Annotated in this window: 25 protein-coding genes and 1 tRNA gene; 19 read left to right on the forward strand and 7 right to left on the reverse strand. The window is 72.8% G+C overall.

Annotated elements, in window-relative coordinates; all coding sequences use genetic code 11:
* Positions 1-33: 33 nt before the first annotated feature.
* Complete coding sequence (gene tkt / locus H9624_RS03120) at positions 34-2,205, reverse strand: transketolase (protein ID WP_251838434.1); 2,172 nt, start codon at positions 2,203-2,205, stop codon at positions 34-36.
* A gap of 299 nt (positions 2,206-2,504) precedes the next feature.
* Between tkt and H9624_RS03125 the strand changes: the two genes are divergently transcribed.
* The 10 genes from H9624_RS03125 (at position 2,505) to H9624_RS03170 (ending at position 10,928) form a co-directional block, all read left to right on the forward strand.
* The gene (locus tag H9624_RS03125) at positions 2,505-3,443 is read left to right on the forward strand and encodes a heme o synthase (RefSeq protein ID WP_372435086.1); all 939 of its coding nucleotides are present in this window, start codon (positions 2,505-2,507) and stop codon (positions 3,441-3,443) included.
* A 7-nt stretch (positions 3,444-3,450) separates the two neighbouring features.
* Complete coding sequence (gene xerD, locus H9624_RS03130) at positions 3,451-4,422, forward strand: site-specific tyrosine recombinase XerD (protein WP_251838435.1); 972 nt, start codon at positions 3,451-3,453, stop codon at positions 4,420-4,422.
* A 196-nt stretch (positions 4,423-4,618) separates the two neighbouring features.
* Complete coding sequence (locus H9624_RS16815) at positions 4,619-4,963, forward strand: antitoxin (protein WP_307784916.1); 345 nt, start codon at positions 4,619-4,621, stop codon at positions 4,961-4,963.
* Between the two features lie 286 nt (positions 4,964-5,249).
* Positions 5,250-6,116 carry a ParA family protein gene (locus tag H9624_RS03140; protein WP_251838436.1) on the forward strand — a complete coding sequence of 289 codons (867 nt, stop codon included), beginning with the start codon at positions 5,250-5,252 and terminating at the stop codon, positions 6,114-6,116.
* Positions 6,103-6,981, forward strand: a complete 879-nt coding sequence (locus tag H9624_RS03145) for a segregation and condensation protein A (RefSeq protein ID WP_372435087.1) — start codon at positions 6,103-6,105, stop codon at positions 6,979-6,981. Before H9624_RS03140 ends, H9624_RS03145 begins: the two co-directional genes overlap by 14 nt.
* Positions 6,974-7,591, forward strand: a complete 618-nt coding sequence (scpB, locus tag H9624_RS03150; RefSeq protein WP_372435088.1) for an SMC-Scp complex subunit ScpB — start codon at positions 6,974-6,976, stop codon at positions 7,589-7,591. The genes H9624_RS03145 and scpB overlap by 8 nt, the downstream gene beginning before the upstream one ends.
* On the forward strand, positions 7,588-8,331 hold the full coding sequence (locus tag H9624_RS03155; protein WP_251838437.1) for a pseudouridine synthase: 744 nt from the start codon (positions 7,588-7,590) through the stop codon (positions 8,329-8,331). Before scpB ends, H9624_RS03155 begins: the two co-directional genes overlap by 4 nt.
* Positions 8,332-8,395: 64 nt before the next feature.
* Entirely contained in the window at positions 8,396-9,517 is a 1,122-nt protein-coding gene (locus H9624_RS03160) for a prephenate dehydrogenase (RefSeq protein ID WP_251838438.1), read from the forward strand.
* On the forward strand, positions 9,514-10,224 hold the full coding sequence (cmk, locus tag H9624_RS03165) for a (d)CMP kinase (RefSeq protein WP_251838439.1): 711 nt from the start codon (positions 9,514-9,516) through the stop codon (positions 10,222-10,224). Before H9624_RS03160 ends, cmk begins: the two co-directional genes overlap by 4 nt.
* Positions 10,221-10,928, forward strand: a complete 708-nt coding sequence (locus H9624_RS03170; protein WP_251838440.1) for a lysophospholipid acyltransferase family protein — start codon at positions 10,221-10,223, stop codon at positions 10,926-10,928. The genes cmk and H9624_RS03170 overlap by 4 nt, the downstream gene beginning before the upstream one ends.
* A 223-nt stretch (positions 10,929-11,151) precedes the next feature.
* On the opposite strand, the gene H9624_RS03175 is transcribed toward H9624_RS03170, so the two are convergent.
* Positions 11,152-11,937, reverse strand: a complete 786-nt coding sequence (locus H9624_RS03175; RefSeq protein ID WP_251838441.1) for an ABC transporter permease — start codon at positions 11,935-11,937, stop codon at positions 11,152-11,154.
* Positions 11,934-12,830 carry an ABC transporter ATP-binding protein gene (locus H9624_RS03180; protein WP_251838442.1) on the reverse strand — a complete coding sequence of 299 codons (897 nt, stop codon included), beginning with the start codon at positions 12,828-12,830 and terminating at the stop codon, positions 11,934-11,936. Before H9624_RS03180 ends, H9624_RS03175 begins: the two co-directional genes overlap by 4 nt.
* Positions 12,831-12,960: 130 nt before the next feature.
* On the opposite strand from H9624_RS03180, the gene H9624_RS03185 reads away from it, so the two are divergent.
* The 4 genes from H9624_RS03185 to H9624_RS03200 are packed head-to-tail and all read left to right on the forward strand — an operon-like array spanning position 12,961 to position 17,494.
* Positions 12,961-14,274 (forward strand): sensor histidine kinase, encoded by a 1,314-nt coding sequence (locus H9624_RS03185; protein WP_251838443.1) that lies wholly within the window; start codon positions 12,961-12,963, stop codon positions 14,272-14,274.
* Positions 14,244-14,933: a response regulator gene (locus H9624_RS03190; protein ID WP_504740230.1), complete on the forward strand. Its 690-nt coding sequence runs from the start codon at positions 14,244-14,246 to the stop codon at positions 14,931-14,933. The genes H9624_RS03185 and H9624_RS03190 overlap by 31 nt, the downstream gene beginning before the upstream one ends.
* Positions 14,934-14,984: 51 nt before the next feature.
* A complete protein-coding gene (gene der, locus H9624_RS03195) occupies positions 14,985-16,466 on the forward strand; it encodes a ribosome biogenesis GTPase Der (RefSeq protein ID WP_443678507.1) in 1,482 nt (493 codons plus the stop codon).
* Positions 16,466-17,494 (forward strand): hypothetical protein, encoded by a 1,029-nt coding sequence (locus H9624_RS03200; RefSeq protein WP_251838446.1) that lies wholly within the window; start codon positions 16,466-16,468, stop codon positions 17,492-17,494. Before der ends, H9624_RS03200 begins: the two co-directional genes overlap by 1 nt.
* A gap of 17 nt (positions 17,495-17,511) precedes the next feature.
* Here the strand turns inward: H9624_RS03200 and H9624_RS03205 are convergent, their stop codons facing one another.
* Complete coding sequence (locus H9624_RS03205) at positions 17,512-18,249, reverse strand: glucose 1-dehydrogenase (RefSeq protein ID WP_251838447.1); 738 nt, start codon at positions 18,247-18,249, stop codon at positions 17,512-17,514.
* 221 nt (positions 18,250-18,470) lie between these two features.
* Between H9624_RS03205 and H9624_RS03210 the strand changes: the two genes are divergently transcribed.
* Positions 18,471-18,544 (forward strand) — tRNA-Pro (locus tag H9624_RS03210).
* 604 nt (positions 18,545-19,148) lie between these two features.
* The gene (locus tag H9624_RS03215) at positions 19,149-19,514 is read left to right on the forward strand and encodes a group I intron-associated PD-(D/E)XK endonuclease (protein ID WP_307784917.1); all 366 of its coding nucleotides are present in this window, start codon (positions 19,149-19,151) and stop codon (positions 19,512-19,514) included.
* Between the two features lie 281 nt (positions 19,515-19,795).
* Here H9624_RS03215 and H9624_RS03220 read toward each other — a convergent pair whose 3' ends face one another.
* From H9624_RS03220 to H9624_RS03230, 3 genes are all read right to left on the reverse strand, one after another.
* Positions 19,796-20,602, reverse strand: a complete 807-nt coding sequence (locus tag H9624_RS03220) for an alpha/beta fold hydrolase (protein ID WP_251838449.1) — start codon at positions 20,600-20,602, stop codon at positions 19,796-19,798.
* Positions 20,603-20,627: 25 nt separating this feature from the next.
* The gene (locus H9624_RS03225; protein WP_251838450.1) at positions 20,628-21,191 is read right to left on the reverse strand and encodes a DJ-1/PfpI family protein; all 564 of its coding nucleotides are present in this window, start codon (positions 21,189-21,191) and stop codon (positions 20,628-20,630) included.
* Positions 21,192-21,306: 115 nt separating this feature from the next.
* Positions 21,307-21,966 (reverse strand): GntR family transcriptional regulator, encoded by a 660-nt coding sequence (locus H9624_RS03230; RefSeq protein WP_251838451.1) that lies wholly within the window; start codon positions 21,964-21,966, stop codon positions 21,307-21,309.
* Positions 21,967-22,226: 260 nt separating this feature from the next.
* On the opposite strand from H9624_RS03230, the gene H9624_RS03235 reads away from it, so the two are divergent.
* The 3 genes from H9624_RS03235 (at position 22,227) to H9624_RS03245 (ending at position 26,477) form a co-directional block, all read left to right on the forward strand.
* The gene (locus H9624_RS03235; RefSeq protein ID WP_251838452.1) at positions 22,227-23,504 is read left to right on the forward strand and encodes an iron-containing alcohol dehydrogenase; all 1,278 of its coding nucleotides are present in this window, start codon (positions 22,227-22,229) and stop codon (positions 23,502-23,504) included.
* Positions 23,505-23,512: 8 nt separating this feature from the next.
* Positions 23,513-24,979, forward strand: a complete 1,467-nt coding sequence (locus tag H9624_RS03240) for an NAD-dependent succinate-semialdehyde dehydrogenase (RefSeq protein ID WP_504740237.1) — start codon at positions 23,513-23,515, stop codon at positions 24,977-24,979.
* Between the two features lie 61 nt (positions 24,980-25,040).
* Positions 25,041-26,477: an extracellular solute-binding protein gene (locus H9624_RS03245; protein WP_251838454.1), complete on the forward strand. Its 1,437-nt coding sequence runs from the start codon at positions 25,041-25,043 to the stop codon at positions 26,475-26,477.
* Position 26,478 lies beyond the last annotated feature (1 nt).

Below are 26,478 nucleotides of genomic sequence, written 5' to 3' on the forward strand. Positions count from 1 at the left end.
CGGCGGCGGTGTGCCGCCGGGGCCCGGGTCGTGCTACTTGGGCAGGTCGCCCGTCCCGCCGGGGGCGGCGTCCTGGTCGGTGCCGGGGGAGTCGTTGCCGGCCGCGGCCAGCGACTCGCGCGCCTTGGCGACGGTCGCCTCGGCGGTGATGCCGAACTCCTCGTACAGGCGCTCGTAGGCGGCCGAGGCACCGTAGTGCTCGATGCTCACGCAGCGGCCGGCGTCGCCGACGATCTCGTGCCAGCCCTGCGCGATGGCGGCCTCGACGGAGACGCGTGCCTTGACCGAGCCGGGCAGCACCTCCTCCTGGTAGGCGTCGTCCTGGAGGGCGAACCACTCGCGGCAGGGCATCGACACGACGCGCGTCGCGACGCCGTCGGCCTGGAGGGTCTCGCGGGCCGCGAGCGCGACCTGCACCTCGGAGCCGGTGGCGATGAGGATGACCTGCGGCGTGCCGCCGGTCGCCTCGGCGAGCACGTAGCCGCCGCGGGCGCCGCCCTCGGCGCTGGCCAGGGCGTCGCCCTCGGCCGCACCGGAGCCGCGCGCCGGGTTGGGCACGTTCTGGCGGGTGAGGATGAGGCCGGCGGGACGCTCGGTGTTCTCGATGATCGTGCGCCACGCGACGGCCACCTCGGCGGCGTCGGCGGGACGGACGACGTCGAGGCCGGGGATCGCGCGCAGCGCGGCGAGGTGCTCGATCGGCTGGTGGGTGGGGCCGTCCTCACCGAGGCCGATGGAGTCGTGCGTCCACACGAAGGTGCTGGGGACGCCCATGAGGGCGGCCAGGCGCACCGGCGGGCGCATGTAGTCGGAGAAGGTGAGGAAGGTGCCGCCGTAGGGGCGGGTGAGGCCGTGGAGGGTGATCCCGTTGAGGATCGAGCCCATGGCGTGCTCACGGATGCCGAAGTGGAGCGTCCGGCCGTAGGGGTTGCCGGGGAACATCTTCGTGGAGCGCTGGACCGGGAGGAAGGACGGCTCGCCCTTCATCGTCGTGTTGTTCGAGCCGGCGAGGTCGGCCGAGCCGCCCCACAGCTCCGGGAGCACGGGCGCGAGCGCGGCGAGCACGGAGCCGGACGCGGATCGCGTGGACACGGCCTTGCCCTCCTCGAAGGTGGGCAGCGCGTCCGCCCAGCCCTCGGGCAGCTCCCGGGCGCTCAGGCGCTCCAGGAGGGCGGCACCCTCGGGGTTGGCGGTGCGCCACGCCTGGAAGGAGGTCTCCCACTCCTGGCGGAGGGCGGCGCCGCGGTCGCGGACCTGACGGACGTGGCTGAAGACCTCGTCGGTCACCTCAAAGCTCTTCTCGGGGTCGAAGCCGAGGACCTCCTTGAGGCCGCGGACCTCGTCGCCGCCGAGGGCGGAGCCGTGGATCGCGCCGGTGTTCTGCTTCGTGGGGGCGGGCCAGCCGATGATCGTGCGCAGCGCGATGATCGTCGGGCGGTTCGTCTCGGCCTTGCCGGCCTCGATCGCGGTGGCGAGGGCGTCGACGTCCTCGGCGTAGCCGGTGCCGCCGTTCGTCCAGTCGACGCGCTCGGTGTGCCAGCCGTAGGCCGCGTAGCGGGCGAGGACGTCCTCGGTGAAGGCGATGTTGGTGTCGTCCTCGATCGAGATCTTGTTGTCGTCCCAGATGACGATGAGGTTGCCGAGCTCCTGCACGCCGGCGATGGAGCTCGCCTCGGCGGTGACGCCCTCCTGGAGGTCGCCGTCGGAGGCGATGACGTAGATGTGGTGGTCGAAGGGGCTGGTGCCCGCGGCGGCCTCCGGGTCGAGCAGGCCACGCTCGCGGCGGGCGGCCATGGCCATGCCGACGCCGTTGGCCAGGCCCTGGCCGAGCGGGCCGGTGGTGACCTCGACGCCCTCGGTGTGGCGGTACTCGGGGTGGCCGGGGGTCTTGGAGCCCCACGTGCGCAGCGCCTTGAGGTCGTCGAGCTCGAGGCCGTAGCCGGAGAAGTAGAGCTGGATGTACTGCGTCAGCGCGCTGTGCCCGGCGGAGAGCACGAACCGGTCACGGCCCGCCCAGTGCGGGTCCGCGGGGTCGTGGCGCATGACGTTCTGGTACAGCAGGTAGGCGGCGGGGGCCAGGCTCATCGCCGTCCCCGGGTGGCCGCTGCCGACCTTCTCGACGGCGTCGGCTGCCAGGACGCGCGCGGTGTCCACCGCGCGGCGGTCGAGGTCGGTCCACCCTGCCTGGGTGCTGGTCTCACTCACTAGGTCTCCCTCGGTGTGGGTCACGGCCGGCCGGGGACCCGACCGGTACGTCTACGGATGTGGTGACCCTATCGCCGCCGTCGGCCGCACAGAGATTGTTGCCACATGGTGCACACCGCGCACGCGGTGTGAGCAACTAGGCACCTGCTCCGGGCGCGGGGACTGGCCGCTTCCGGGGGAGGGGACCGTAGGATGGAGGTTGCCCGCGCAACAGTCGGAGCGCGAGATGGGAAGTGGAACGACGCGTGCGTAGTGTGCAGCCGGCGCCCGGGCGCCAGACCGAGGAGGTGGCACCCCACGTGTCCGACCGTTCGACGCTGCGGTCCAGCCCTGGCCCGTCCGGACCGACGACGACCCGCGCCGACCGCGTCAAGGCCTACGTCGCGCTCACCAAGCCGCGCATCGTCGAGCTCCTCCTCATCACCACGGTCCCCACGCTCTTCCTCGCCGCCGAGGGCTGGCCGGGCCTGTGGCTCACCGTGGCCACGATGGTCGGCGGCTACGCGTCCGCGGGCTCGGCGAACACGTGGAACATGATCATCGACCGTGACATCGACCGGCTGATGAACCGCACGAAGCAGCGCCCGCTCGTCACCGGTGTGCTCTCGGTGCGGCAGGCGACCGTCTTCGCCGTCGTCCTCGGGGTCTTCTCCGTCCTGTGGTTCGGCCTGCTCGTCAACTGGGCCTCGGCCTGGCTGTCCCTCGCCGCCGTCGCCATGTACGTCGTCGGGTACACGCTGCTGCTCAAGCGGCGCACCACCCAGAACATCGTCTGGGGCGGGGCGGCGGGCTGCATGCCCGTGCTCATCGGCTGGTCCGCGGTGACCGGCACGGTGGAGTGGCCCGCGGTGGTCCTGTTCGGGATCATCTTCTTCTGGACCCCGCCGCACTACTGGCCCCTGTCCATGCGCTTCAAGAAGGACTACGCGCGCGCCGAGGTCCCGATGCTGCCGGTCGTCGCGTCGGACACGAAGGTCGCCGTCCAGATCCTCCTCTACGGCGCCGCCATGGTGGCCTGCTCCCTCGTGCTCGTGCCCGTGGCCGGGATGACGTGGGTGTACGCGGTGATCTCCGCGGCCGCCGGTGCGTGGTTCATCGCCGGGTGCCTGCGCCTGCTGGCCCGCGCCCGCCACCCCGAGCGCGGCAAGCTCGCGGCGATGAAGGTCTTCCACGCCTCGATCACCTACCTGACGATCGTCTTCGTCGCCGTGGCGGTCGACCCCTTCCTCCCGCTGTAGGAGCGACGTGACGCGCACGACGACGACGTCTGCCGCGCAGCCGGGTCCCTCGACCGCACCGGGGCTGGAGCGCGCGCTGGAGGAGTACCTCGCCCACCTCGGGGTGGAGCGCGGGCTCAGCGAGCACACGCTCTCCGCCTACCGGCGCGACCTCAGCCGCTACGCCGTCTACCTCACCGCCCGCGGACGCCGCGAGCTGGGGGAGGTGGCCGCCGGCGACGTCGCCGAGTACGTGGAGGCGCTGCGCACCGGGTCCGACGGCGGACGGGCGCTGGCCGTCTCCTCCGCCGGCCGTGCCGTCGTCGCCGTCCGTGGCTGGCACCGCTTCGCCGTGCTCGAGGGGCACGCCGCCCAGGACCCGAGCGCGGACGTGCGCGCCCCCGCGACCTCGCGGCGGCTGCCCAAGGCGCTGAGCACCGACGACGTCGAACGGCTCCTCGAGGCCGCCTCGCTCGGCGAGGGCCCGGTGCCGCTGCGTGACCGGGCGCTCCTCGAGGTGCTGTACGGCACGGGGGCACGGATCAGCGAGGCGGTCGGGCTGTCCGCCGACGACCTCGACCTCGACGGCGGCATGGTGCGTCTGTTCGGCAAGGGCCGCCGCGAGCGGGTGGTGCCGGTGGGGCGCTTCGCCGTCGAGGCGGTGGAGGCCTACGTCGTGCGCGCGCGCCCGGAGCTGGCGCGCGCCGGCCGGGGGACGTCGGCGCTGTTCCTCAACCAGCGCGGCGGGCCGCTGAGCCGGCAGAGCGCGTGGGCGGTGCTCCAGACGGCCGGTGCCCGCGCCGGGCTCGGGGAGCACGTCTCCCCGCACACGCTGCGCCACTCCTTCGCCACCCACCTGCTGGCCGGCGGCGCCGACGTCCGCGTGGTCCAGGAGCTCCTCGGCCACGCCTCGGTGACGACGACGCAGATCTACACGCAGGTGACCGTCCAGGCGATGCGTGAGGTCTACGCGACCGCCCACCCCCGCGCCCGCGGCTAGACGTGCCTCCGCCTGGGACGCACCTCCGGTCGTCCCGACGCACCTCCCGCCGGCTCCCAGCGGACGCAAGGTGCGTCCCAGACGATGGGCGAGGTCTACGGCCACCGCCCACCGCCGGGCCCGCGGCTGGACCTCCCGGGGTGCGGGCGCGGCGAGGGGCGCCCATCCTGGGCGGAACCCCGACCGAGGAGGACCCATGGGACTCGGAGACATGGCCAAGAAGGCCAAGGACGCCCTGAGCAGCGACAAGGGCGAGCAGACGAGCGACAAGGTGCTCGACGGCGCCGCGGACCTCGCGAACAAGGTGACCGGCGGGAAGCACGCCGACAAGGTCCAGCAGGGCCGTGACGCCGCGGACGCGCGCATCGGCACCACCGAGGCGGACCCAGCCACGACGAGCACGACGACGCACGCGACCGGCGGGACCGACGGCGTCAACGCGGCCGGCAACGCCGGTGGCAGCAGCCACGGCTCAGGCACCACGACCGCCGGGGCCGACAGCCCCGGGCCGGACCAGCCCACCGGCCGCCACCGCGCCTGACCGGCCGGCGGGACCACCACCTCCCGCTGCTGAGGGCCGAGCAACTCCCCTGACAGCGCGTGCTGTCAGGGGAGCTCGTCGTCCTGGGCGCGAGACGGGGGGCGGGAGGAGGAAACCCGCTGTCGGCGCGAGGGCCGGGGGCGTCGGAGTGGCGAGGAATCCTGCTGTCGGCGCGAGGGGCCGGGGTCGTCCGAGGCGGCGAGGAATCCTGCTGTCGGCGGGGGAGAGTGGGGGTGCTCCCGCGTGCCGCTCGCCTCGGACGGCGTCGGCGAACTAACGTGGAGGGGTGAGCGACGCACACCAGCCGACCCTGATCGACGCCTCCGGCGACGGGCAGGTCGCCGACTTCCCCGAGCCGGCGCCGCTCGACTCCCACGGACCGGCGCGCATCATCGCGATGTGCAACCAGAAGGGCGGGGTCGGCAAGACGACGACGACGATCAACCTCGGCGCGGCGCTGGCCGAGTACGGCCGCCGTGTCCTCATCGTCGACTTCGACCCCCAGGGCGCCGCCTCCGCAGGCCTCGGCGTCAACGCCAACGAGCTCGACCGCACGATCTACTCCGTGCTCATGGAGCCCCGCTCCGACGTGCGCGAGATCATCCACGAGACGGCGGTGGAGAACCTCCACATCGTGCCGGCGAACATCGACCTGTCCGCCGCCGAGGTGCAGCTCGTCACCGAGGTCGCCCGCGAGCAGGCCCTCAGCCGTGTCCTGCGCCCCGTCCTGGACGACTACGACCTCATCCTCGTCGACTGCCAGCCCTCGCTCGGGCTGCTCACCGTCAACGCGCTCACCGCGGCGCACGGCGTGATGATCCCCCTCGAGGCGGAGTTCTTCGCGCTGCGCGGCGTCGCCCTCCTCATGGAGACCATCGACAAGGTGAGCGAGCGGATCAACCCGCGCCTCGAGCTCGACGGCATCCTCGTGACGATGTACGACGGCCGCACCCTCCACGCCCGTGAGGTCCTCGAGCGGGTCCGCGAGGGCTTCGGGGACCGCGTCTTCGACACGATCATCAACCGCACGATCAAGTTCCCCGACGCCACCATCGCCCTCGAGCCGATCACGAGCTACGCACCCACCCACGCCGGTGCGCACGCCTACCGGCGCCTGGCCCGTGAGCTCGTCGCCCGCGGTGACGTCGCCTGAGGCGGCCGCGGCCGCACCCCCGAACCCGCAGCCAGCGGCCGCCGGCGCCGCGCCCCAGGACCGCACCGCCTTCGCGGTGACGCTGGAGAACTTCTCCGGACCCTTCGACCTCCTCCTGTCCCTCATCGCCAAGCACAAGCTCGACATCACCGAGGTCGCGCTGGCGAGGGTCACCGACGAGTTCATCGCCCACCTCGCCGGCCAGGCCGAGTGGGACCTCGGCCAGGCGAGCGAGTTCCTCGTCGTCGCCGCGACCCTCCTCGACCTCAAGGCCGCCCGGCTCCTGCCGCGGGGCGACGTCGAGGACGAGGAGGACCTCGAGCTCCTCGAGGCCCGCGACCTCCTCTTCGCTCGCCTCCTCCAGTACCGCGCCTACAAGGAGGTCGCCGCCGACCTTGAGCGCCGCTGGGCCGTGGGCACCCGCTCCTTCCCGCGCTCGGTGAGCCTCGAGCCGCACTTCGCGGCCCTGCTGCCCGAGCTCGTCATCCGCGTGGGCCCCGAGCGGCTCGCGCAGCTCGCCGCCGCCGCCTTCGCCCCGCGCCCCGGGCCGCCGCAGGTGGACCTGGGCCACCTCCACGCACCGGTCGTGCCGGTGCGCGAGCAGGCGGCCCTCATCGTCGACCGCCTCCGCCGCCACCGGACCACGACCTTCCGCGCGCTCACCGCCGACGCCGAGTCCACCGCCGTCGTCGTCTCACGCTTCCTCGCGCTGCTCGAGCTCTTCCGTGAGGGCGCCATCACCTTCGACCAGGCACAGCCACTGGGCGAGCTCACCGTACGGTGGTCCGGGAGCGAGGAGGGCGACGTCGTCGTCGCCGACGACTACGACGCCACGGACGAGGACGAGGGACGCACCGATGACTGACGCCGAGCAGGAGGCGCCGCGCTACGAGGCGGTGCCCGACGACGTCATGCCGCGCGAGCACCTCGCCGCCCTCGAGGCGATCCTCATGGTCGTCGACGAGCCCGTGCCCGCCGCCCAGCTGGCCAGCGTCCTCGGCCTGCCCACGGGGCAGGTCGCCGAGCTGCTCACCGAGCTCGCCGCGGACTACGCGGGGGAGAGGGGCGGGCGCCCGCGCGGCTTCGAGCTGCGTGAGCTCGCCGGCGGCTGGCGCGTCTACTCGGCGCCGACCTACGCCGACGTCGTGGGCCGCTTCGTCGTCGACGGCCAGACCGCCCGCCTCACCCAGGCCTCCCTCGAGACGCTCGCCGTCATCGCCTACCGCCAGCCCGTCACGCGCGGGCGAGTGGCCGCGATCCGCGGCGTCAACGTCGACGGCGTCGTCCGCACCCTCCTCGCCCGCGGGCTCATCGAGGAGGCCGGGCACGACGACGACGGCGGCGCGGTCCTCTACCGGACGAGCTCCTACTTCCTCGAGCGGATGGGGCTGGGCTCGCTCGGCGACCTCCCCCCGCTCGCCCCCTACCTGCCCGACCTCGACACCCTGGACGACCTGGAGGGAGACCTGCGATGACCGACGTGCACCAGCCCGGAGGAACCCGACTGCAGAAGGTCCTCGCTGCGGCGGGCTACGGCTCGCGACGCGCCTGCGAGAACCTCATCGCCGACGGGCGGGTGACGGTCGACGGACAGCGTGTCGACGAGCTCGGCACCCGCGTGGACCCGGCCACCGCCGTCATCCACGTCGACGGCGTGCGCCTGCAGCTCGACGAGACGAAGGTGACCCTGGCGCTGCACAAGCCCGCCGGCGTCGTCTCGACGATGAGTGACGAGCAGGGGCGCCCGGACCTGTCCCAGTACGTGTCCGACCGCGCCGAGCGGCTCTTCCACGTGGGCCGCCTCGACGAGCAGACCGAGGGGCTCATCCTCCTCACCAACGACGGCGAGCTCGCCCACCGCCTCGCGCACCCCTCCTACGAGGTGGCCAAGACCTACGTCGCCACCGTCGAGGGCGACGTCCCGCGCGCGCTGGCCCGCCGCATGCGCGAGGGCATCACGCTCGAGGACGGCCCCGCCCACGCCGACCGCTTCACGGTGCTCGAGACGTCGCCGGGTGCGTCCGTCGTCGAGATCGAGCTGCACGAGGGCCGCAACCGCATCGTGCGCCGCATGCTCGAGCAGGTGGGCCACCCGGTCATCCGCCTCGTGCGCACCCGCTTCGGCACGGTGCGCCTTGGCCAGCTCAAGCCGGGCCACACCAGGGTCATCTCCGGCACCGAGCTCGGCACGCTGATGTCGAGCGTCGGGCTGTGAGCCGAGCGGTAGTCTGTCCCGGGCGCCGCGCCGGGCGGCCCCCGGGCAGGGAGGAAGCAGGAGCGTGACGAGCCAGGCGGCACCCCTGACGACGGGCCCCGTCAAGGTCGTCGGCACCGGGCTGCTCGGGACGAGCATCGCGCTGTGCCTCGCCGGCCAGGGCGTGCCGGTCCAGCTCTCCGACGCCTCGCCCTCCGCGCTCGCCCTGGCCCGCGACATGGGCGCGGGTGAGCCCGTCCACGACGCGAGCCCCGAGCCCGCCGTCGTCGTCGTGGCGACCCCGCCCGACGTCGCCGGCCCGGTCGTCCTCGACATGCTCCGCCGTCACCCCGCCGCCGTCGTCACCGACGTCGCGAGCGTCAAGGCCGTCATCGCGGCCGAGGTCGCCGAGGGGGCCGACGACGGCGCCCGCACCCGGTACGTCGGCTCCCACCCCATGGCGGGCCGCGAGCGCTCCGGCGCGATCGCCGCGGACGCGGACCTCTTCGCGGGCCGGCCGTGGGTCATCTCCGCCGCCGACGACGCCTCGCCCGCCGCCGCGGGTGCCGTGCGCGCCCTCGCCCTCGACGTCGGCGCCCTGCCGGTGCCGCTCGCGCCGCAGGAGCACGACGACGCCGTCGCCCTCGTCTCCCACATCCCCCAGCTGGCGGCGTCGCTCGTCGCCGCGCGCCTCGTCGACGCGCCCGAGGCGGCGCTCTCGCTCGCCGGGCAGGGCCTGCGCGACGTCACCCGCATCGCCGCCTCCGACCCGCGGCTGTGGGCCGCGATCCTCGTCGGCAACGCGGGGCCCGTCGCCGCGGGGCTGCGCGAGTTGCGCGCGGACCTCGACGCGCTCATCGACAGCCTCGACCGCGCCGCCACCGCCGGGCCGCTGGCACCCGGGGCGATGGGCGCGCTGAGCGCCGTCGTCTCCGCCGGCAACACCGGCGTGGGACGGGTCCCGGGCAAGCACGGCGGCGCCCCGCGCCGCTACGCGACCGTCCAGGTGCTCGTCCCGGACGAGCCCGGCGAGCTGGGCCGCCTCTTCGGCGAGGTCGGGGAGATCGGCGTGAACATCGAGGACCTCCTGCTCGAGCACTCGGCCGGCGCCCGGGTGGGCATCGCCCACCTGTCGGTGGTGCCGGCCGCGGCGGCCGAGCTGGAGCAGGAGCTGACGACCCGCGGATGGAGAGTGGTGGCGGAATGACCGCACCGGTGACGGTGGCGATCGACGGGCCCTCGGGCTCGGGGAAGTCGACGATCAGCAGGCGGCTGGCAGCCGCGGAGGGCCTGGCCTACCTCGACACGGGGGCGATGTACCGGGCCGCGACGTGGTGGTGCCGCCGCCAGGACGTCGAGCTCACCGACACGGCAGCGGTCGCAGCCGCCACCGAGGTCATGCCGCTCGACATGGGCGTGGACCCGGGCGACCCGACGATCACGTGCGACGGCGTCGACATCACCGCCGCGATCCGGCTCTCGGAGATCTCCTCGGTCGTCTCGGCGGTCGCGACGAACCTCGACGTCCGCGCCCAGCTGCGGGAGCGCCAGCGCGCGATCATCGCCGCCGAGCGGCAGCCCGGCGGGCACAGCGGGGGCCGCGGGATCGTCGCCGAGGGGCGTGACATCACGACCGTCGTCGCCCCGGACGCCGACGTGCGCATCCTCCTCACCGCCGACGAGGCCGCGCGCCTGGCGCGCCGGGCCCGGGAGCTCCACGGCACCGTGGACGACCAGGCCATCGCCGCGACCCGCGACGAGGTCGTGGGCCGCGACGCCCAGGACTCCACGGTCTCCACCTTCCTCACCGCCGCCGACGGCGTCGTCACCATCGACTCCTCGGCCCTCGACATCGACCAGACGCTCGCCGTGGTGCGACGCGTCGTCGCGCAGGCGCGGCAGGAGGAGCAGTGAGCACCGCGCGGCCGGCCGCCCAGCCCTCGCGCGGCTCCCGGGTCAAGCCCGAGGACATCTACCGCTGGGGCCCGGTGTGGTCCCGGCGCGTGGGCCAGTTCCTCGACCACGTGTGGTGGAGCACCAAGGTCTACGGCGCGGAGAACGTCCCGCGCACGGGGCCGGTCATCATCGCGTCCAACCACACCGGCGTCATCGACGGCCCCCTGCTCCACGGCGCCATCCCGCGCGGCTCGCACTTCATCATCAAGCAGGAGTTCTGGGACTCCCCGCTCGGCTTCCTCATGACGCTCGCCGGGCAGATCCCGGTGGACCGGCGCAACGGGCGGGCGTCCCTCGCCGTCGCCCAGCAGATGCTGCACGAGGGGCGCGCCGTCGGGATCTTCCCCGAGGGCAACCGCGGGACGGGCAACGTCCAGTCCACCCGGGCGGGCGTCGCGTGGCTCGCCGTGCACGGGAACGCGCCGGTCGTGCCGGTCGCCTGCCTCGGCACGCGGCCCGCCGGCAAGAAGGTCGGCTACGTCCCGCCGCCGCGCGCCCGCCTGCACGTCGTCTTCGGCAAGCCGATCGTGCTGGACACCGAGAAGCGGGAGGGCGGCAACCGCGAGGTCATGACGCGGGCCATGGAGCAGATCCACCAGGGCCTCGCCGCGCACGTCGAGGACGCCGTCCGCCAGACCGGCATCCCCCTCCCCACCCACTGACGGACGCACCCGCGCCCCCACCCCCTCCGCGCCCGCACCCCCTCCGCGCCGAGAGCTGACTTGTTACGGCCGATGGTCGGTAACAACTCAGCGCTCGGCGTGAGGGAGGGGCGGCGACGAGCGCGTCACCCCCTCCGCGCCGAGAGCTGACTTGTTACGGCCGATGGTCGGTAACAACTCAGCGCTCGGCGCGAGAGAGGGGCGGCGAGGAGCGTGCCGGGGGCTAGCTGACGTCGCGGCGGGCGGTGCGCCAGAGGCCGACGGCGAGGGGCACCCCGATCCAGATGGCCGAGGACGTCGCGAGCTGGCCCCACGCCGTCGCCGTCATCTGCCCCTCCATGAGCGCGCCCATGGCGAAGTCGAGGCTGAGCCACTCCGCCGGCTTCTGCAGACCGTCGACGAGCATGCTGAGCAGGGACCACACCGTCGGCAGCGCGAGGTAGGCGACGATCGCGACCGGCGTGCTCAGCAGCGCCAGCCCGAACGCGAGGCCCTGGGCGACGAGGAGCAGCAGGGCGAGGAGCATCCCACCGAGCACGGACCAGTCCATCGCCCACGAGCCGTCACCGTCGAGGGCGACCATCCCGACGACGTTGAACAGTGCCCCGGCCAGCAGCGCGGCCGCCATGACGGCGAGCCCCAGCACCAGGGCCGAGACCATCTTCGCGGCGTTGACCCGCGTGCGGCGCGGCTCGAGGGTGAAGGTCGTCAGCGCGGTGCGCTGGGACCACTCCCCGGTGGCCGCCATGATCCCGATGAGCGGCAGGAGCAGGAGCTGGGCGATAGAGGACGCCATCGTGAGCTCCTGCCACGTGCGCTGTTCCGGCTCGCCGGTGAACAGCACGAGCGCGATGAGCCCCGCGTTGACGAGGACGATGACCGCGAGCAGCCACAGCCCGGCGCGGGTGTCGACCTGCTTGCGCAGCTCGCCGCGGGCGAGCCGGGTGAAGGGGACGGCCGGGGGAGCGACCCGGGTGGGTGCGGGGCGGGTGGCGGTGGTCGCGGTCATGCTGCGGTCTCCTCTCGCCCGTGCTGGGCGGTCGTGTCGAAGAACAGGTCCTCCAGGCCGGTGGCGGCCGAGGGGCGTAGGTCGGTGAGGACGACGGCGGCGGCGAGGGCGGCCCGGCCGACCTCCTCCGCCGTTGCCGACGTCGTGAGCCCGGTCCCGCTCCCGCTCACCTCGTGGCCGGCGGCACCGAGGGCGCGGGCGAGGGCGGCGTCGTCGAGGCTGTGCACCTCTGTGCCCGGGGTGGCGAGGAGCTCCTCGGCGCTGCCCTGGGCGAGGATGCGGCCCCTGCCGATGATGACAAGGTCGTCGGCGACGGCCTCGACCTCGCGCAGCAGGTGGGAGGACAGGAGCACGGTGCCGCCGTCGTCGGCGAAGCCGCGAAGGAGCGCCCGCATCCACCGGATGCCGGCGGGGTCGAGACCGTTGACGGGCTCGTCGAGGATGAGGACCTCCGGCTCGCCGAGGAGGGCGTGGGCCAGGCCGAGGCGCTGGCGCATGCCGAGGGAGTAGGTCCGCGTCCGTGCGCCCGCCTCGGAGGCAGTGAGCCCGACGGTCGCGAGGACCTCGTCCACCCGGCCCGCACGCAGGCCCATGAGCTGCGCGGACAGGTGGAGGACCTCGCGGCCGGTGCGCCCGGCGTGCTGGGCGGAGGCGTCGAGGAGGACGCCGACCCGGCGGCCCGGATTGACGAGCTCGCGGAAGGGCGAGCCGAGGATCCTGGCGCGCCCGGACGTCGGGGTCGTGAGGTCGGTGAGCATGCGCATGGTGGTCGACTTGCCGGCGCCGTTGGGGCCGAGGAAGCCGGTGACCCTGCCGGGCCGGGCGGTGAAGGAGACGTCGTCGACGACGGCGCGGGTGCCGTATCGCCGGGTGAGGTGCTCTGCGGTGATCATGGCGTCCACTGTTCCGCCTGACTGCAGCCCGCGGATCGACAGACAGGCTCGCCCGCGTCAACCTTTCGGCTGACGACGGCGAGCCCGCGGGCGGACCGGGCGCACACCCGGCGTCCTTAGGCTGGGAGGCATGCACCCCGTGGCCCTCCCTCCGCCAGCCGCCCCCGTGCGGTGGGCGCCCCAGCCGGCTCCCGAGCGCCCTGTCGGGCCCCCGCCGTTGCGCCCCTGGTCGCGGATCTGGCGCTACCTCGCGGCGGCCGGTACGGGGATGGTGCTGTGGATCGCCGTCTCCGTCGACTTCATCGCGGTCGCCGAGGCCGACTCGTCCGACGCCGTCGTGGGCCGCGTCGGCGCGGCCCTGCTGCTCGACGGCGTGCTCGGCGTCGTCGCGCTGTGCCTGCTGCCGCTCCGGCGCCGCCACCCCGTCCTCACCGCGGTCCTCACCGGACTGTGCGGGATGGTGTCCGCGGCGTCACTGGGAGCCGCGGCTGTCGCGGCTGTGTCCGTCTCGACCTGGCGGCGGTGGCAGTGGGTGGTCCCGGTCATGGTGACGTGGGCGTGGTCGACCGTCGTCTACGAGCTGCTGTGGCGCCCGGCCATCCTCGACGAGGCCATGCCCACCGGTTACGCCACCCTGTCCGGAGGCTTCGCGATCGCCATGGCCGCCACGTGCGCGGCCACCGGCTACTACATCGGTGCCCGCCGCGAGCTGCTCGTCACGCTTCGCGTGCGGGCAGAGACGGCCGAGCGGGAGCAGGCGCTCAAGGCGGACGCCGCCCGGGACGCCGAGCGCACCCGCATCGCCCGCGAGATGCACGACGTCCTGGCCCACCGGATCTCCCTCGTGGCGATGCACGCCGGGGCCCTGGCCTACCGCACCGACCTGTCCCCGGAGGAGACCGCGGAGGCCGCGGGCGTCATCCAGCGCAGCGCGCACCTCGCCCTGTCCGAGCTGCGCGAGGTCCTCGGGGTGCTGCGCACCGACGGGGCGCCCGCACTCGACGGGGGCCGGGCCGAACCGCCGCAGCCGCTCCTCACCCAGGTCCGCGAGCTCGTCGACGGCGCCCGCGTCCAGGTCGAGGCGGCGCTGGACCCGAGCGGCCTGCCCGGTGGGGACCTGCGCGCCGTCGCCGACCTCCCGGCGACCACCTCGCGGACCGCCTACCGCGTGGTCCAGGAGGCGCTGACCAACGCGAGCAAGCACGCCCCGGGGAGCGACGTCGTCGTCCACCTTGCCGGCGGGGCCGGGGGCCTGCTGACGATCGAGGTCCACAACGGGCCACCCGCGTGGAACGGGTCCCTGCCGGCCGCGCCCGGGAGCGGGTTCGGCCTCGTCGGCCTGGCCGAGCGGGTCGACCTGGCCGGCGGCGTGCTCGAGCACGTGGGCGGGCCGGACGGCTCCTTCACCGTGCGATGCTGGCTGCCGTGGGAGGAGAGCAGGTGACCGCGGCGCGCGTGCGCGTCGTCGTCGTCGACGACGACGCCCTGGTCCGGACCGGCCTGCGGCTCATGCTCGGCGGGAGCGACGTCGTCGAGCTCGTCGGTGAGGCGGGGGACGGGCACGAGGGGCTGACCGTCGTCGAGCGGGAGCGGCCCGACGTCGTCCTCATGGACATCCGGATGCCAGGCCTGGACGGGCTCGCGGCGACGCGTCGGCTCACCGAGCGCGGCTCGGGTGCGCGCGTCATCGTCCTCACGACCTTCGACACCGACGAGATGGTGCTCACGGCCCTGCGTCACGGTGCGGCCGGCTTCCTCCTCAAGGACACCCCGCCCGCCGAGCTCGTCGACGCCGTCGTCCGCGTCGCCCGCGGGGAGCCGATGCTCTCCCCGAGCGTCACCGCCCAGGTCATCACGGCGGCCACCCGCACACCCGACGACACCCGCGAGAAGCAGGCCCGCGAGCGGGTTTCCCGGCTCACCGACCGGGAACGGGAGGTGGCGGTCGCCATCGGACGGGGGCTGTCCAACGCCGAGATCGCCGCCGAGCTCTACCTCGGACTGGCCACCGTCAAGACCCACATCGGGCGTCTGTTCACCAAGCTCGAGGCGAGCAACCGGGTGCAGATCGCGCTGTGCGTCCACGACGCCGGCCTCACCTGAGCGGCCGTCCCGCGCGCGGCGGTTAGCGCCGAGCGGCTCCGACACGCGACAATGGCCGGCGTGAGTGACACCGACGACTTCCCGACCACCCCGGCCGACGACGAGCAGCGCGCCGAGGCCCTGCGCGCCGGGCTGTCCGACTACGTGCTGGACGAGGAGGACGCCGCCCTCCTGGCCGCCGCCGACGACGCCCCCGCGCACGACGGGCCCGAGGCGCCGCTGCCGGTGCTCGCCGTCGTCGGCCGCCCGAACGTCGGCAAGTCGACGCTGGTCAACCGCGTCCTCGGCCGGCGCGAGGCCGTCGTCCAGGACGTCCCGGGCGTCACCCGTGACCGCGTCAGCTACCCCGCCGAGTGGGCCGGGCGCCAATTCATGCTCGTCGACACCGGTGGCTGGGAGCACGACGCCGCTGGTCTCAACGCGCGCGTCGCCGAGCAGGCCGAGGTCGCCATCGCGATGGCCGACGCCGTGATGTTCATCGTCGACGCGACCGTCGGCCCCACGGCCACCGACGAGCAGGTCGTCCGAATGCTGCGGAAGTCCGGCAAGCCGGTCGTCCTCGTCGCGAACAAGGTGGACTCGCCGGTCCAGGAGTCCGACGCCGCGGCGCTGTGGTCCCTCGGGCTCGGCCAGCCCTGGTCGGTGTCCGCGCTCCACGGGCGCGGCTCGGGCGACGTGCTCGACGCCGCGATGGCGGTGCTGCCCGAGGTCTCCGGCGTCGCCTCCCCGCTGCCCGAGGGCGGGCCGCGCCGCGTGGCGCTCGTCGGGCGCCCGAACGTCGGCAAGTCCAGCCTCCTCAACGCCATCGCCGGCCGGGACCGCGTCGTCGTCGACTCCGTCGCCGGCACCACGCGCGACCCGGTCGACGAGCTCGTCCTCCTCGGGAACCGGCCGTGGTGGCTCGTCGACACCGCCGGCATCCGCCGCCGCGTCCACCAGACCAAGGGCGCGGACTTCTACGCCTCCCTGCGCACGCAGGCGGCGCTGGAGAAGGCGGAGGTCGCCGTCGTCCTCATCGACTCCTCGGTCCCGCTCACCGAGCAGGACACCCGCGTCATCCAGCAGGTCATCGACGCCGGCCGCGCGCTTGTCATCGCCTACAACAAGTGGGACCTCATGGACGACGACCAGCGCCACCTCCTGGAGCGCGCGGTCGAGCAGGACCTCGTCCAGATCCAGTGGGCGCCGCGCGTCAACATCTCTGCCAAGACCCGCTGGCACGTCGACCGCCTCGTCAAGGCGCTGGATACCGCGCTGGGCGGCTGGGACACCCGCATCTCCACCGGCAAGCTCAACTCCTTCCTCGGCGAGCTCACCGCCGCGAACCCGCACCCGGTGCGGGGGGGCAAGCAGCCGCGCATCCTCTTCGCGACGCAGGCCGACAGCCGCCCGCCGCGCTTCGTCATCTTCGCGACCGGGTTCATCGAGCACGGCTACCGCCGCTTCATCGAGCGCAAGCTGCGCGAGAACTTCGGCTTCGTCGGCACGCCGATCGAGATCAGCGTGCGCGTGCGCGAGAAGCGTCGCCGCTGATGCCCGACGGCGCGGTGTCCCGCCGGCACGTCCTCCTGCGGTGGGGGCTGCCCCGGGACCCGCGCGCCGGTGAGCACGTCCTCGGCTTCGCCCTGACGACGGTCGTGACGATCGTCGTCACCCGCGGCTACCTCCAGCTCACCGGCTTCCCGCAGATCGGCGGGGAGACCCTGCACGTCGCGCACGTGCTGTGGGGCGGGCTGTTCATGGCGCTGGCCATGGTGCTCGTGCTGTCCTTCGCCGGGCCGGTGATCCGGCCACTCGTCGCCTTCCTCGGCGGCATCGGCTTCGGGCTGTTCATCGACGAGGTCGGCAAGTTCCTCACCAACGACAACGACTACTTCTTCCAGCCGGCGCCGATGATCATGTACCTCACGCTCGTGGGGCTCATCGTCCTCGCCGACGTCCTCCACGGACGCCGCCCGCCGCACCCGAGCGAGCAGCTCGCGGCCGCGGCGGACCACGCCGTCGCCGGACTTGCGGGCGGGCTGAGCCCGCAGCGCCGCGAGGTCGCGCGTGAGCTGCTGCGACAGGGCAGCGGTGGCCGCGGGGAGAAGGAGGTCGAGGCGCTCCTCGCCGCCGTGCCGGACGACCACAGCGAGCTCCCCGACCCGCTCGAGCTCGTCACCCGCAAGGTCCGCGGCCTGCTCCGCGGCGTCGTGCGGGGCTCGTGGACGACGGCGGTGGCGGGGGCGCTCCTCGTCCTCGCCCTGGGAGGCGGCGTCGTCGTCATCCTCACCGCCGACGACGGCGCACCGGCCTGGTCCCTGTGGCTGGCGGCTGCGTCGTCGGTGCTCGTGGTGGCCGTGGCGGCGCGCGCGTGGACGCTGCTGGGCAAGGACCGCTTCGACGCGTTCCAGTGGCTGCGGCGGGCGTTCACCGTCCAGCTGCTCGTCACCGTGGTGGGGCTCTACCGGCTCGACCCGTGGCCGGCGACGGCCGTCATGGCGATCGCCCTGCTCGGGCTGGGCGTGGTCCAGGCCGAGAAGGTGCGCCTGGAGCAGACGGGGCAGGGCGCCGCCCACTGACGGCGCCCTGCGCGAGGTCAGCTGGTAGGCAGGCCGGCGAGTTCCCCGCCGTCGGCGATGAACTCGGCACCGGTGCAGAAGGTCGACTCGTCGCTGACGAGGTAGACGACGAGGTAGCCGATCTCGAAGGGCTTGCCGGCACGGTGCATCGCGACGTGCTTCTGCTCGCCGGCCAGGCCCTCGGTCATCGGCGTCTCGATCATGCCGGGGTGGATGGAGTTGACCCGGATGTTGTCCGGTCCGAGCTCGATGGCAGCGGTCTTGCTCATGCCGCGCACGCCCCATTTCGAGGCGACGTAGCCGGCGAGGTCCGGGTAGCCCTGGAGTCCCGCCGTCGAGGAGATGTTGATGATCGACGGGTTCTTCGTCGACGCCTTGAGGAGGGGCAGCGCGGCCTTCATCCCGTAGAAGACGCTGGAGAGGTTGATCGCGATGATGCGGTCCCAGCGCTCGTAGGTGAAGTCGGAGAGGCTGCCGAAGTCGGCGATGCCCGCGTTGTTGACGAGGACGTCGAGCCCGCCGAAGGTCTCCTCGGCCATGGTGACGGCGGCGGACCACTGCTCGATGTCGGTGACGTCGTGGTGGAGGTAGACGGCGGACTCCCCGAGCTCGGCGACCAGCGCCTCACCGTCCTCGTCGAGGATGTCGGTGACGAGGACCTTTGCGCCCTCCGCGACGAGGAGGCGGACCGCCTCGGCGCCCAGACCGCGCGCCCCTCCGGTGACCAGTGCGACCTTGCCAGCTACCCGTGCCATCGTCAGGCTCCTTCGGTTCGTTGGTGCGCGCCGGGTGACGGCGCTCACACCAGGCTAGAAGCGCGGCACCGCGCGGTTCCGGGACGTAGGACCGCCGGCCCTTGGTCCCGCTCAGGGCTTACCCGACCTGTTCGACGTGACGCCGCGCACAGTGGCATGTCGCAGTTTCGGTTCGGCGCTGCCTCTGGGGTAACCTTCTCTAGGTTCGTTCGCGAGCCAGACGGGCTGTGGCGCAGCTTGGTAGCGCACCTGACTGGGGGTCAGGGGGTCGCAGGTTCAAATCCTGTCAGCCCGACATTTTCTGAGGCGCGACATCGCACATGATGTCGCGCCTTGGTCATTTCGCGTGGCTCTCGAGCTGTATTCGCCACGCGCTCGACCGCCTTCCTTGAGCAGTGGTGTTTCGTCCCCGCGGCGCACGGAAGTCTCGATGTCAGAGGCCGGCCATACCGTCTGCTCATGGTGCGCGAACGGACGTACACCGATGAAGAGCTCACCGCCGCAGTGAGCCGCTGCCACTCGTGGCGCGGCGTCCTACGCGAGCTCCGTCTGAGCGGTACATCGTCGCGAGCCATTGGCTCCGTGCGGGCGCACGCTGATCGTCTCGGACTCAGCTACAGCCACTTCCAGGGCCAGCTCCGATGGCGGGAGAACGAGCTCCGCACGGCTCTCAGCAGCGCTGGTGAGTGGTCGGAGGCGCTCGAACGCCTCAGACTCCAGCCAGGTTCTGAGGCCACGCCAAAAGGGCATGCAGTGCGATTCGGCATTGACTTTGCCCACCTCGACAAGGGGAGTCCTCCGGCCAGTACGACGGAGCATCACCCGGACGAGCGCAACCTCCGGCGCGCTGGTCCTCTACTCGCAGCCGCGTGGTTCACGCTCTGTGGCTACGAGGTTTCGTGGCCCCTCGAACCGCACGCTATGACCTTCTCGTTGACGGTGATGCGGGCGTCCGACGTGTCCAGGTGAAGACCACCACCGTACGGACGCAAGGCAGTTGGAAGGTCTATCTCTCATCGACAGGCAAGCAGCGGCGCACCTACAAACCGGACGAGAGTGACGACTTCTTCGTCATTGACGGCGGTGTCAGCATCTACCTGATCCCCTACGCGGCTGTAGGCGGCCTCCAAGCCATCCACCTGAAGGCGTATGAGGAGTACCGACTTCCTCCGTTCGTGGGCCCCAACCTCGGAGCGACGAGTAGATCCGCGGCAGGGCGCAAAGAACCAAGGAAGGACTCGGCGCGCGGCAGAGGTGGGGCTTGACGGTGGACGGCTCGAGGTAGGCGGCACCGGCTGGTGTCGTGCCCTCGCCACGCACCGGCGCCGGAGGGTGTCGCCGAGGAACTCGGGGTCGGAGCCATGAAGGACGAAGCCACCGGCGCCCGCCGCGGAGGTGCCGAAGGCAACCTCGTCGAGGTCGAAGAGCGGGACGCCGGGCGGGTCACCCGCCCGCTCAGCGACGATCCCCAGCATCGCTGCACCGCATCTGGACACCGTGAAGAAGCGTCGCAAGGTCCCTCGACGTCCTCAGGTCGGGTTCGTCGTCAGCCCTGAGACAGGAAGTTCGACAACAAGCGGTGGAACGCGTGCTGGTGCTCGACCGCCGGCGCGTGGCCGCACCGCCCGAGGACGTGCAGGCGGACGTCGGCGAGGTGGTCGAGCAGGGGCAGGGTCGCAGGCAGGGGAGTGACACGGTCCTGCGCGCCGTGGACGAGGAGCACCGGCGCGCGGACGGCCGCCAGCGTCTGCTCCGACAGGGTGAGGTCCTCGGCCCACCTGGCCCGGGGCGGCGGGAAGAGCGTGTCGAACGCCGCCTCGCCGGCCCGCATCGCGGCGGTCCGGGCGGCGACCGCCTGTTCCGTGACGAGGGACTGGTCCAGCAGGAGGCGGCTCAGCATGTCGCGCGCCCCCTCCTCGGTGGCGGGAGCGCCCCAGAGCGCGTCGAGATCGGGCGACAGGGGCGCCCCGGGCGCGCCCATGGTCGACACCGGCACGACGTGGGTCACCTGCTCGGGACGCGCGGCCGCCAGCGCCAGGGCAACCGCACCGCCCATGGAGTGGCCGACGACGGCGTACGAGCGGTGCCCGAGGGCGTCCATCAGGCGGGCGGCCTGCTCCGTCCACACCCGCAGCCCGCCGCGGGAGCCCGGCGGCAGGGGAGTACGGCCGAAGCCCGCGTGGTCGGGAGCCACGAGGTGCCACGATGCGCCGAGGGCCTCGATGGCCGCCGCCCAGGCTCCGGACCCGGTGGTCCCGGGTCCGGAGCCGTGCAGGAGGAGCACCGCAGGTCCGGTGCCCCCCTGGACGACGTGGACGGGCGAGCCGTCGACGACGACGGTGCGCTCGTCCATCACCGGTCGCCGGCGGTCGCGTCCATCAGGCGTTGACGAGAGAGTTCGAGAAGATCTCCATCATCGCCCGGCCGAACTGCGGCATGTCCGGCCAGCCCCGGCACGAGACGAGGTTGCCGTCGACGACGTCGGGCGCGTCGACGACCGTCGCGCCGGCATGCTCCATGTCGCGGGTGATGGGAGGGAAGCACGCGGTCCTGCGGCCCTTGAGCAGCCCGTAGTCCGCCGGCACCTGCGCACCGTGGCACACGAGCGCGATCGGCAGGTTGCGGGCGAAGAAGTGCTCGGTGATGCGCCGCACGTGGTCGTCCACCCGGATCCACTCGGGAGCGCGACCCCCGGGGATGATGAGGCCGTCGTAGAGATCGACGTCGACGTCCTCCCACAGCACGTCGACCGGCAGCTTGCGGCCGGGCTTCTCGACGTACGCGTCGCAGCCCGGGTCGAACTCGTGGATGACGAGCTGGACGTCACGCATCGACTTGTTCGCGACGTCGACGTCCCATCCGCCCTCCTGTATCCGGTAGTAGGGGTACATCGTGTCCAGCTCCTCGGCGGCATCGCCGGTCAGGAGCAACGCTCTGGGCACCTTGGTTCTCCTCGCACTCAACGTTGGGTGTGGGGTGGTGCTCGGCCGAGTGGTCGAGCAGCCCGGATCCGATCCGATCGGATCCGATGCGTAAGGATCGCGCGTCGTCATCCTGTCAGTCAAGACCCCCTGTGGACGACGTGTCCGCGGGCCGGGCGTCGTCGAAGAGGTGACGGAACCGGTCGCCCGACAGCAGGATGTGGCGGCGCATGGCGTAGGCCGCCTGGTCGGGGTCTCGCGCCGCGATCGCGGCGAGGATCTCGTCGTGCTCGCTCATCGCGAGGTTGGTGACCTGGGTGTCGTACAGCAGCCGGAACAGGTGCACGTGCGTGTGCAGCCGGGCGAGCGCCTCGCGGACCAGCCGGTTCCCGCCGCTCTTCGCGACGAGGTCGTGGAAGGCCGCGTCCCGCAGCCCGAAGGCGCCGTACGCCTGTGGCCCGTCGCCCTCCTCCAGCTGCGACATCTCCTCGAGCAGCCCGCGCAGCTCCGTGACCTGCGAGGCGGTCGCGCGTTCGGCCGCCCGGCGGGCTGCTGCCGGCTCCAGGAGCAGGCGGATCTCGAGCATGTCGTCGAAGCGCTCACGGGTGATCTGGGGCGGGATCCGGTAGCCGGCGTGGGGCACCCGGACGACCAGCCCGTCGGCCTCCATGCGGTTGAGCGCATCGCGGATCGGCGTCTGTGAGACCCCGAGCTCGCGCGCCAGGGCGTCGATCGTCACGCGGGAGTCCGGCACGATGCGCGACGACATGAGCTGACGCAGCAGCGTGTCGTGCACCTCGTCGGCAAGTCGTCCGCGGGGGCGTCCGTTCAGCTGCGCGCCACTGGACCCGCGGTCCCGTCCGATCGTCGCTTCGTCGTCCACAGGGGTGTGCCCCTTTCCACCTCGTTGGGGAGCATGGTTGACAGCGACACCGTCGCTGCTCCATGATCTCGGCAATCAGATCGTATAGGAAAAGCGCAGCGGCTCTTCCTCTCGCATCGTCGCGTACCGGTCCCGCTGGCTCTCTCCTCCCAGAATCTATCCCTGGAGTCTCCATGAGCATGCTCGGTGTCCTGCGTGGGCCTCGACAAGTGGTGTTCGGCGCCGGGCAGCGGCACGCCCTGGGCGCGCTGACCGCCGCCCTCGGCTCCCGCGCCCTCGTCTGCACCGACGCCCGCTTCGGTGCGACGGCGGAGTTCGCCGAGCTGGTCGGGCTGCTCGAGAGCGCCGGGGTCCAGGTGACGGTGTTCGACGAGGTGCTGCCGGACGTGCCGGTGCACCAGGTGAGCCAGTGTGCCGGGCTCGTGCGGTACGCCGCCCCGGACGTCATCGTCGGGATGGGCGGTGGCAGCTGCATCGACCTCGCCAAGGCGGTGGCCGTGGTCCTCACGCACGGTGGTGAGCCGTCGGACTACTACGGCGAGCTGCGTGTCCCCGGTCCGGTGATACCGGTCGTGGCGCTGCCGACCACCGCCGGGACCGGGTCGGAGGTGACGCCCGTGGCCGTGCTCACCGATCCCGAGCGGGTGAGCAAGGTGGGGATCTCCAGCCCGCACCTCATTCCCCACACGGCCGTGTGCGACCCGGAGCTCACCCTCGGCTGCCCGCCGGCACTGACCGCGAGCGCTGGCGCCGACGCCCTGTCGCACGGCATCGAGGCCTTCACCGCCGTGCGCCGTCCGGTGACCACCGAGCTGGCGACGGAGCGCGTCTTCGTCGGCAAGAACGAGCTGACGGACTCCTATGCGCTGATGGCCGTCCGGCAGGTCGCGCGCAGCCTGCACCGTGCCTGGTCGGACCCGAGCGACATGGGTGCGCGCGAGGCGATGATGCTCGGGGCCACTGCGGGCGGCTTCGCCCTCGGCACGTCCGGCACGGCCGCGGCGCACGCCCTCCAGTACCCGGTCGGTGCCCTGACCCACACCCCGCACGGGATCGGGGTCGGCGTCCTGCTGCCCTACGTCATGGAGTTCAACCGTCCCGCGCGGGTCCCGGAGCTCGCCGCCGTCGCCGTGGCGATGGGCGCGTCCGCGGACGCCTCGGACGAGGACCTCGCCGACGAGGCGATCGACAGGGTCGCGGCCCTGCTCGCCTCGGTGGGCATCCCGGCCACCCTCGCGGACCTCGGCCTGCCGGCCGACCGGCTCCGCTGGACGGCCGAGCAGGCGCTGGGAGCCGCGCGGCTCGTCGCAAACAACCCGCGTCCCCTCGACGCCGACGCCCTGGAGCGGATCGTCCGCGCCGCGTACACCGGCGACCGCGCCGCCCTACGAGAGACCACCGTCCACGGCTCGGCCTCGCCGGGCCTCACCACGACAGCAGGTGCCCGATGAGCATCACGATGCACGAGTCCATGCGCCCCGTCCTCGACGCCCTCGACGTCCCGACCGACCTCCTGGTGGCCGGCACGTGGCGCGGCGGCGCCGACGGCGGACGGATCGACGTCCGGGACCCCGCCTCGGGTGCGGTGCTCGCCTCGGTGGCCGACGCCCGGATCCCCGACGCCGAGGCGGCGGTGGACGCCGCGGCCGAGGCCGCGGCCGGCTGGGCGGCCACGGCCCCCCGCGCCCGGGCCGAGCTGCTGCTGCGGGCCTTCACCCTCATGCACGAGCGGAGCGAGGAGCTCGCCCTGCTCATCAGTCTCGAGAACGGCAAGTCCCTGACGGATGCACGGTCCGAGGTGACCTATGCCGCCGAGTTCTTCCGCTGGTACGCCGAGGAGGGCGTGCGGCTGCGCGGCCAGGTGGGCCGCTCACCGAGCGGGGCCAACCGGCTGGTCGTCACGCACCAGCCCGTGGGCATCAGCGTGCTCATCACCCCGTGGAACTTCCCCGCGGCCATGGCCACCCGGAAGATCGCGCCCGCCCTCGCCGCCGGGTGCACCGCGATCCTCAAGCCGGCCACCGAGACCCCGCTGACGGCCCTCGCGGTGGCGGCCCTGCTGCAGGAGGCCGGGCTGCCGGCCGGTGTGCTCAACGTCGTCACGACCACCCAGCCCGGACCCGTCGTCGGCACGATGCTCACCGACCCCCGCACGCGCATGCTCTCGTTCACCGGCTCGACCGAGGTGGGCCGCCGTCTGCTCCGCACCGCCGCCGACCAGGTCCTCAAGTGCGGGATGGAGCTCGGCGGCAACGCCCCCTTCGTCGTCCTCGCCGACGCCGACCTCGACGCGGCGGTCGAGGGCGCGATGGTCGCCAAGATGCGCAACGGCGGGCAGGCCTGCACCGCCGCCAACCGCTTCTTCGTGCAGGGCGCCGTCCACGACGCCTTCGTGGACGGCCTCGTCGCCCGGATGGCCGGGCTGCGGGTCGGGCCGGGCTCCGAGGAGAGCACCGAGTGCGGACCGCTCATCAACGAGGGCGCCGCCCGCAAGGTCGACGAGCTCGTCCAGGACGCACTCGACCGCGGCGCCCGCGCCGTGCTGGGCGGCACGCGGCCCGACGACGCGGGCTGCTTCTACCCCCCGACGGTGCTCGTCGACGTACCGCCGGACGCTCGCGTCCTGCACGAGGAGATCTTCGGGCCGGTGGCCCCGGTGGTCCGCTTCGAGCAGGAGGAGGAGATGCTGACCATGGTCAACGACAGCGAGTACGGCCTCGTCAGCTACCTCTACACCGGCGACCTCGGCCGTGGTCTGCGCCTCGCAGAAGGCATCGACAGCGGCATGGTCGGCCTCAACCGCGGGCTCGTCTCCGACCCCGCCGCGCCCTTCGGCGGCACCAAGCAGAGCGGCTTGGGACGCGAGGGGAGCACCGAGGGACTCCTCGAGTTCATGGAGACCCAGTACATCGCGACGTCCTGGTGACGCCGCGGCCACAGCAGCAACGGATCCCCCAACCATCCCGATGCAGGAAGCAGGAGAACTGATGAGCAACGCACAGCGAGACCGACGGAGCTCTCGCCAGGGCCGCACGGTGAGGGCGGCGGCGGCGACCACGCTGGTCGCCCTCACGCTGGCGGCCTGCGGCGGTGGCGGCGACAACGACGCCGACGCGGACGACGGGAACGCCGATGCCGCCGGCCCGGCGGCGCCCGCGACGATCCCCGAGCTCACCGACGAGCCACTGGACCTCAGCTTCATCTGGTTCGAGTGGCCCCCCGCCCAGCTGCTCGAGGACTTCGCGAACGCGGAGTACACCAAGGAGCGCCCGAACGTGACGATCAACGTCAACACCGTGCCGAACGCGAACTGGCACGACGCGATGTTCACGCAGTTCGCCGCCCGGCAGACCGACTTCGACATCGCGGTCCTCGACTCGCAGCACATCGGCGAGGCCGTGACGAACGGCAGCATCCTCGACATCACCGACTTCATCAACGAGAACATCGAGACCGACGCCTACGACCCCTACCTCCTGGCCGCCTACGGCCAGTACCCCCAGGCCGAGACGGGGCAGCGTGACGAGAGCGCCAGCATGTACGGGCTGCCGCTGCTCGGCGACACCTGGACGATGATCTACCGCAAGGACCTCATCGGCGACGAGCCCCCCGAGACCTGGGACGAGATGATCGAGGTCGCCCGGCAGTGCCAGGAGGACAACCCCGGCGTCAGCGGGCTCGCCTTCCACCAGGCCAACGGCTCCGACGCCGCGGCGGTCACCTACAACACCGTCAACGCCCTGTACGGCGGCAACCTCTGGAACCGCGCGGAGGGCCAGATCGAGGGCGTCATTAACGACGAGGCCGGCCAGCGGGCGATGGACATCCTCGTCAACGACATGAAGCCGCTCACCGCCCCCGGCTCCGGTAACTGGTTCATCGACGAGGTCAACGCGGCCGTCGCCCAGGGGAGCGCGTGCATCGCGTTCAACTGGATCGCCGCGAGCGGTGGTCTGCTGGACCCGGCGCAGACGGTGCTCGGCGAGACCCGCGAGGAGATCCTCGAGAAGCTCGGGTTCGCCACCCTGCCGACGCAGGACACGGACCTCGTGCCGCTCGGCGGCATGGGGATGCACATCTCGGCCTACGCCCCCGACGAGCGGGTGGCCGAGGCGCTCAACTTCATGCGGTGGTTCGAGCAGGAGGACATCCAGAAGAAGTGGGCCGAGGCCGGCGGCGTGCCGTCGCGCACCGACGCCCTGGAGTCCCCCGAGTTCCTCGAGGCCGGACCGTTCAACCAGGTCTACGCCGACTCCGTCTCGCGGCAGCGCGACATGTGGAACGTGCCCGAGTACGCCCGCCTCATCGACATCGAGAACACCAACGTCAACGCGGCCCTCAACGGCGCCAAGGACCCGGAGACGGCGCTCGACGACATCGCCCGGGAGCAGCAGGCCGTGCTGGACGGCGACGGCGGGCTCTGAC

It is taken from the genome of Oceanitalea stevensii (assembly GCF_014837105.1).
Taxonomy (GTDB): domain Bacteria; phylum Actinomycetota; class Actinomycetes; order Actinomycetales; family Actinomycetaceae; genus Oceanitalea; species Oceanitalea stevensii.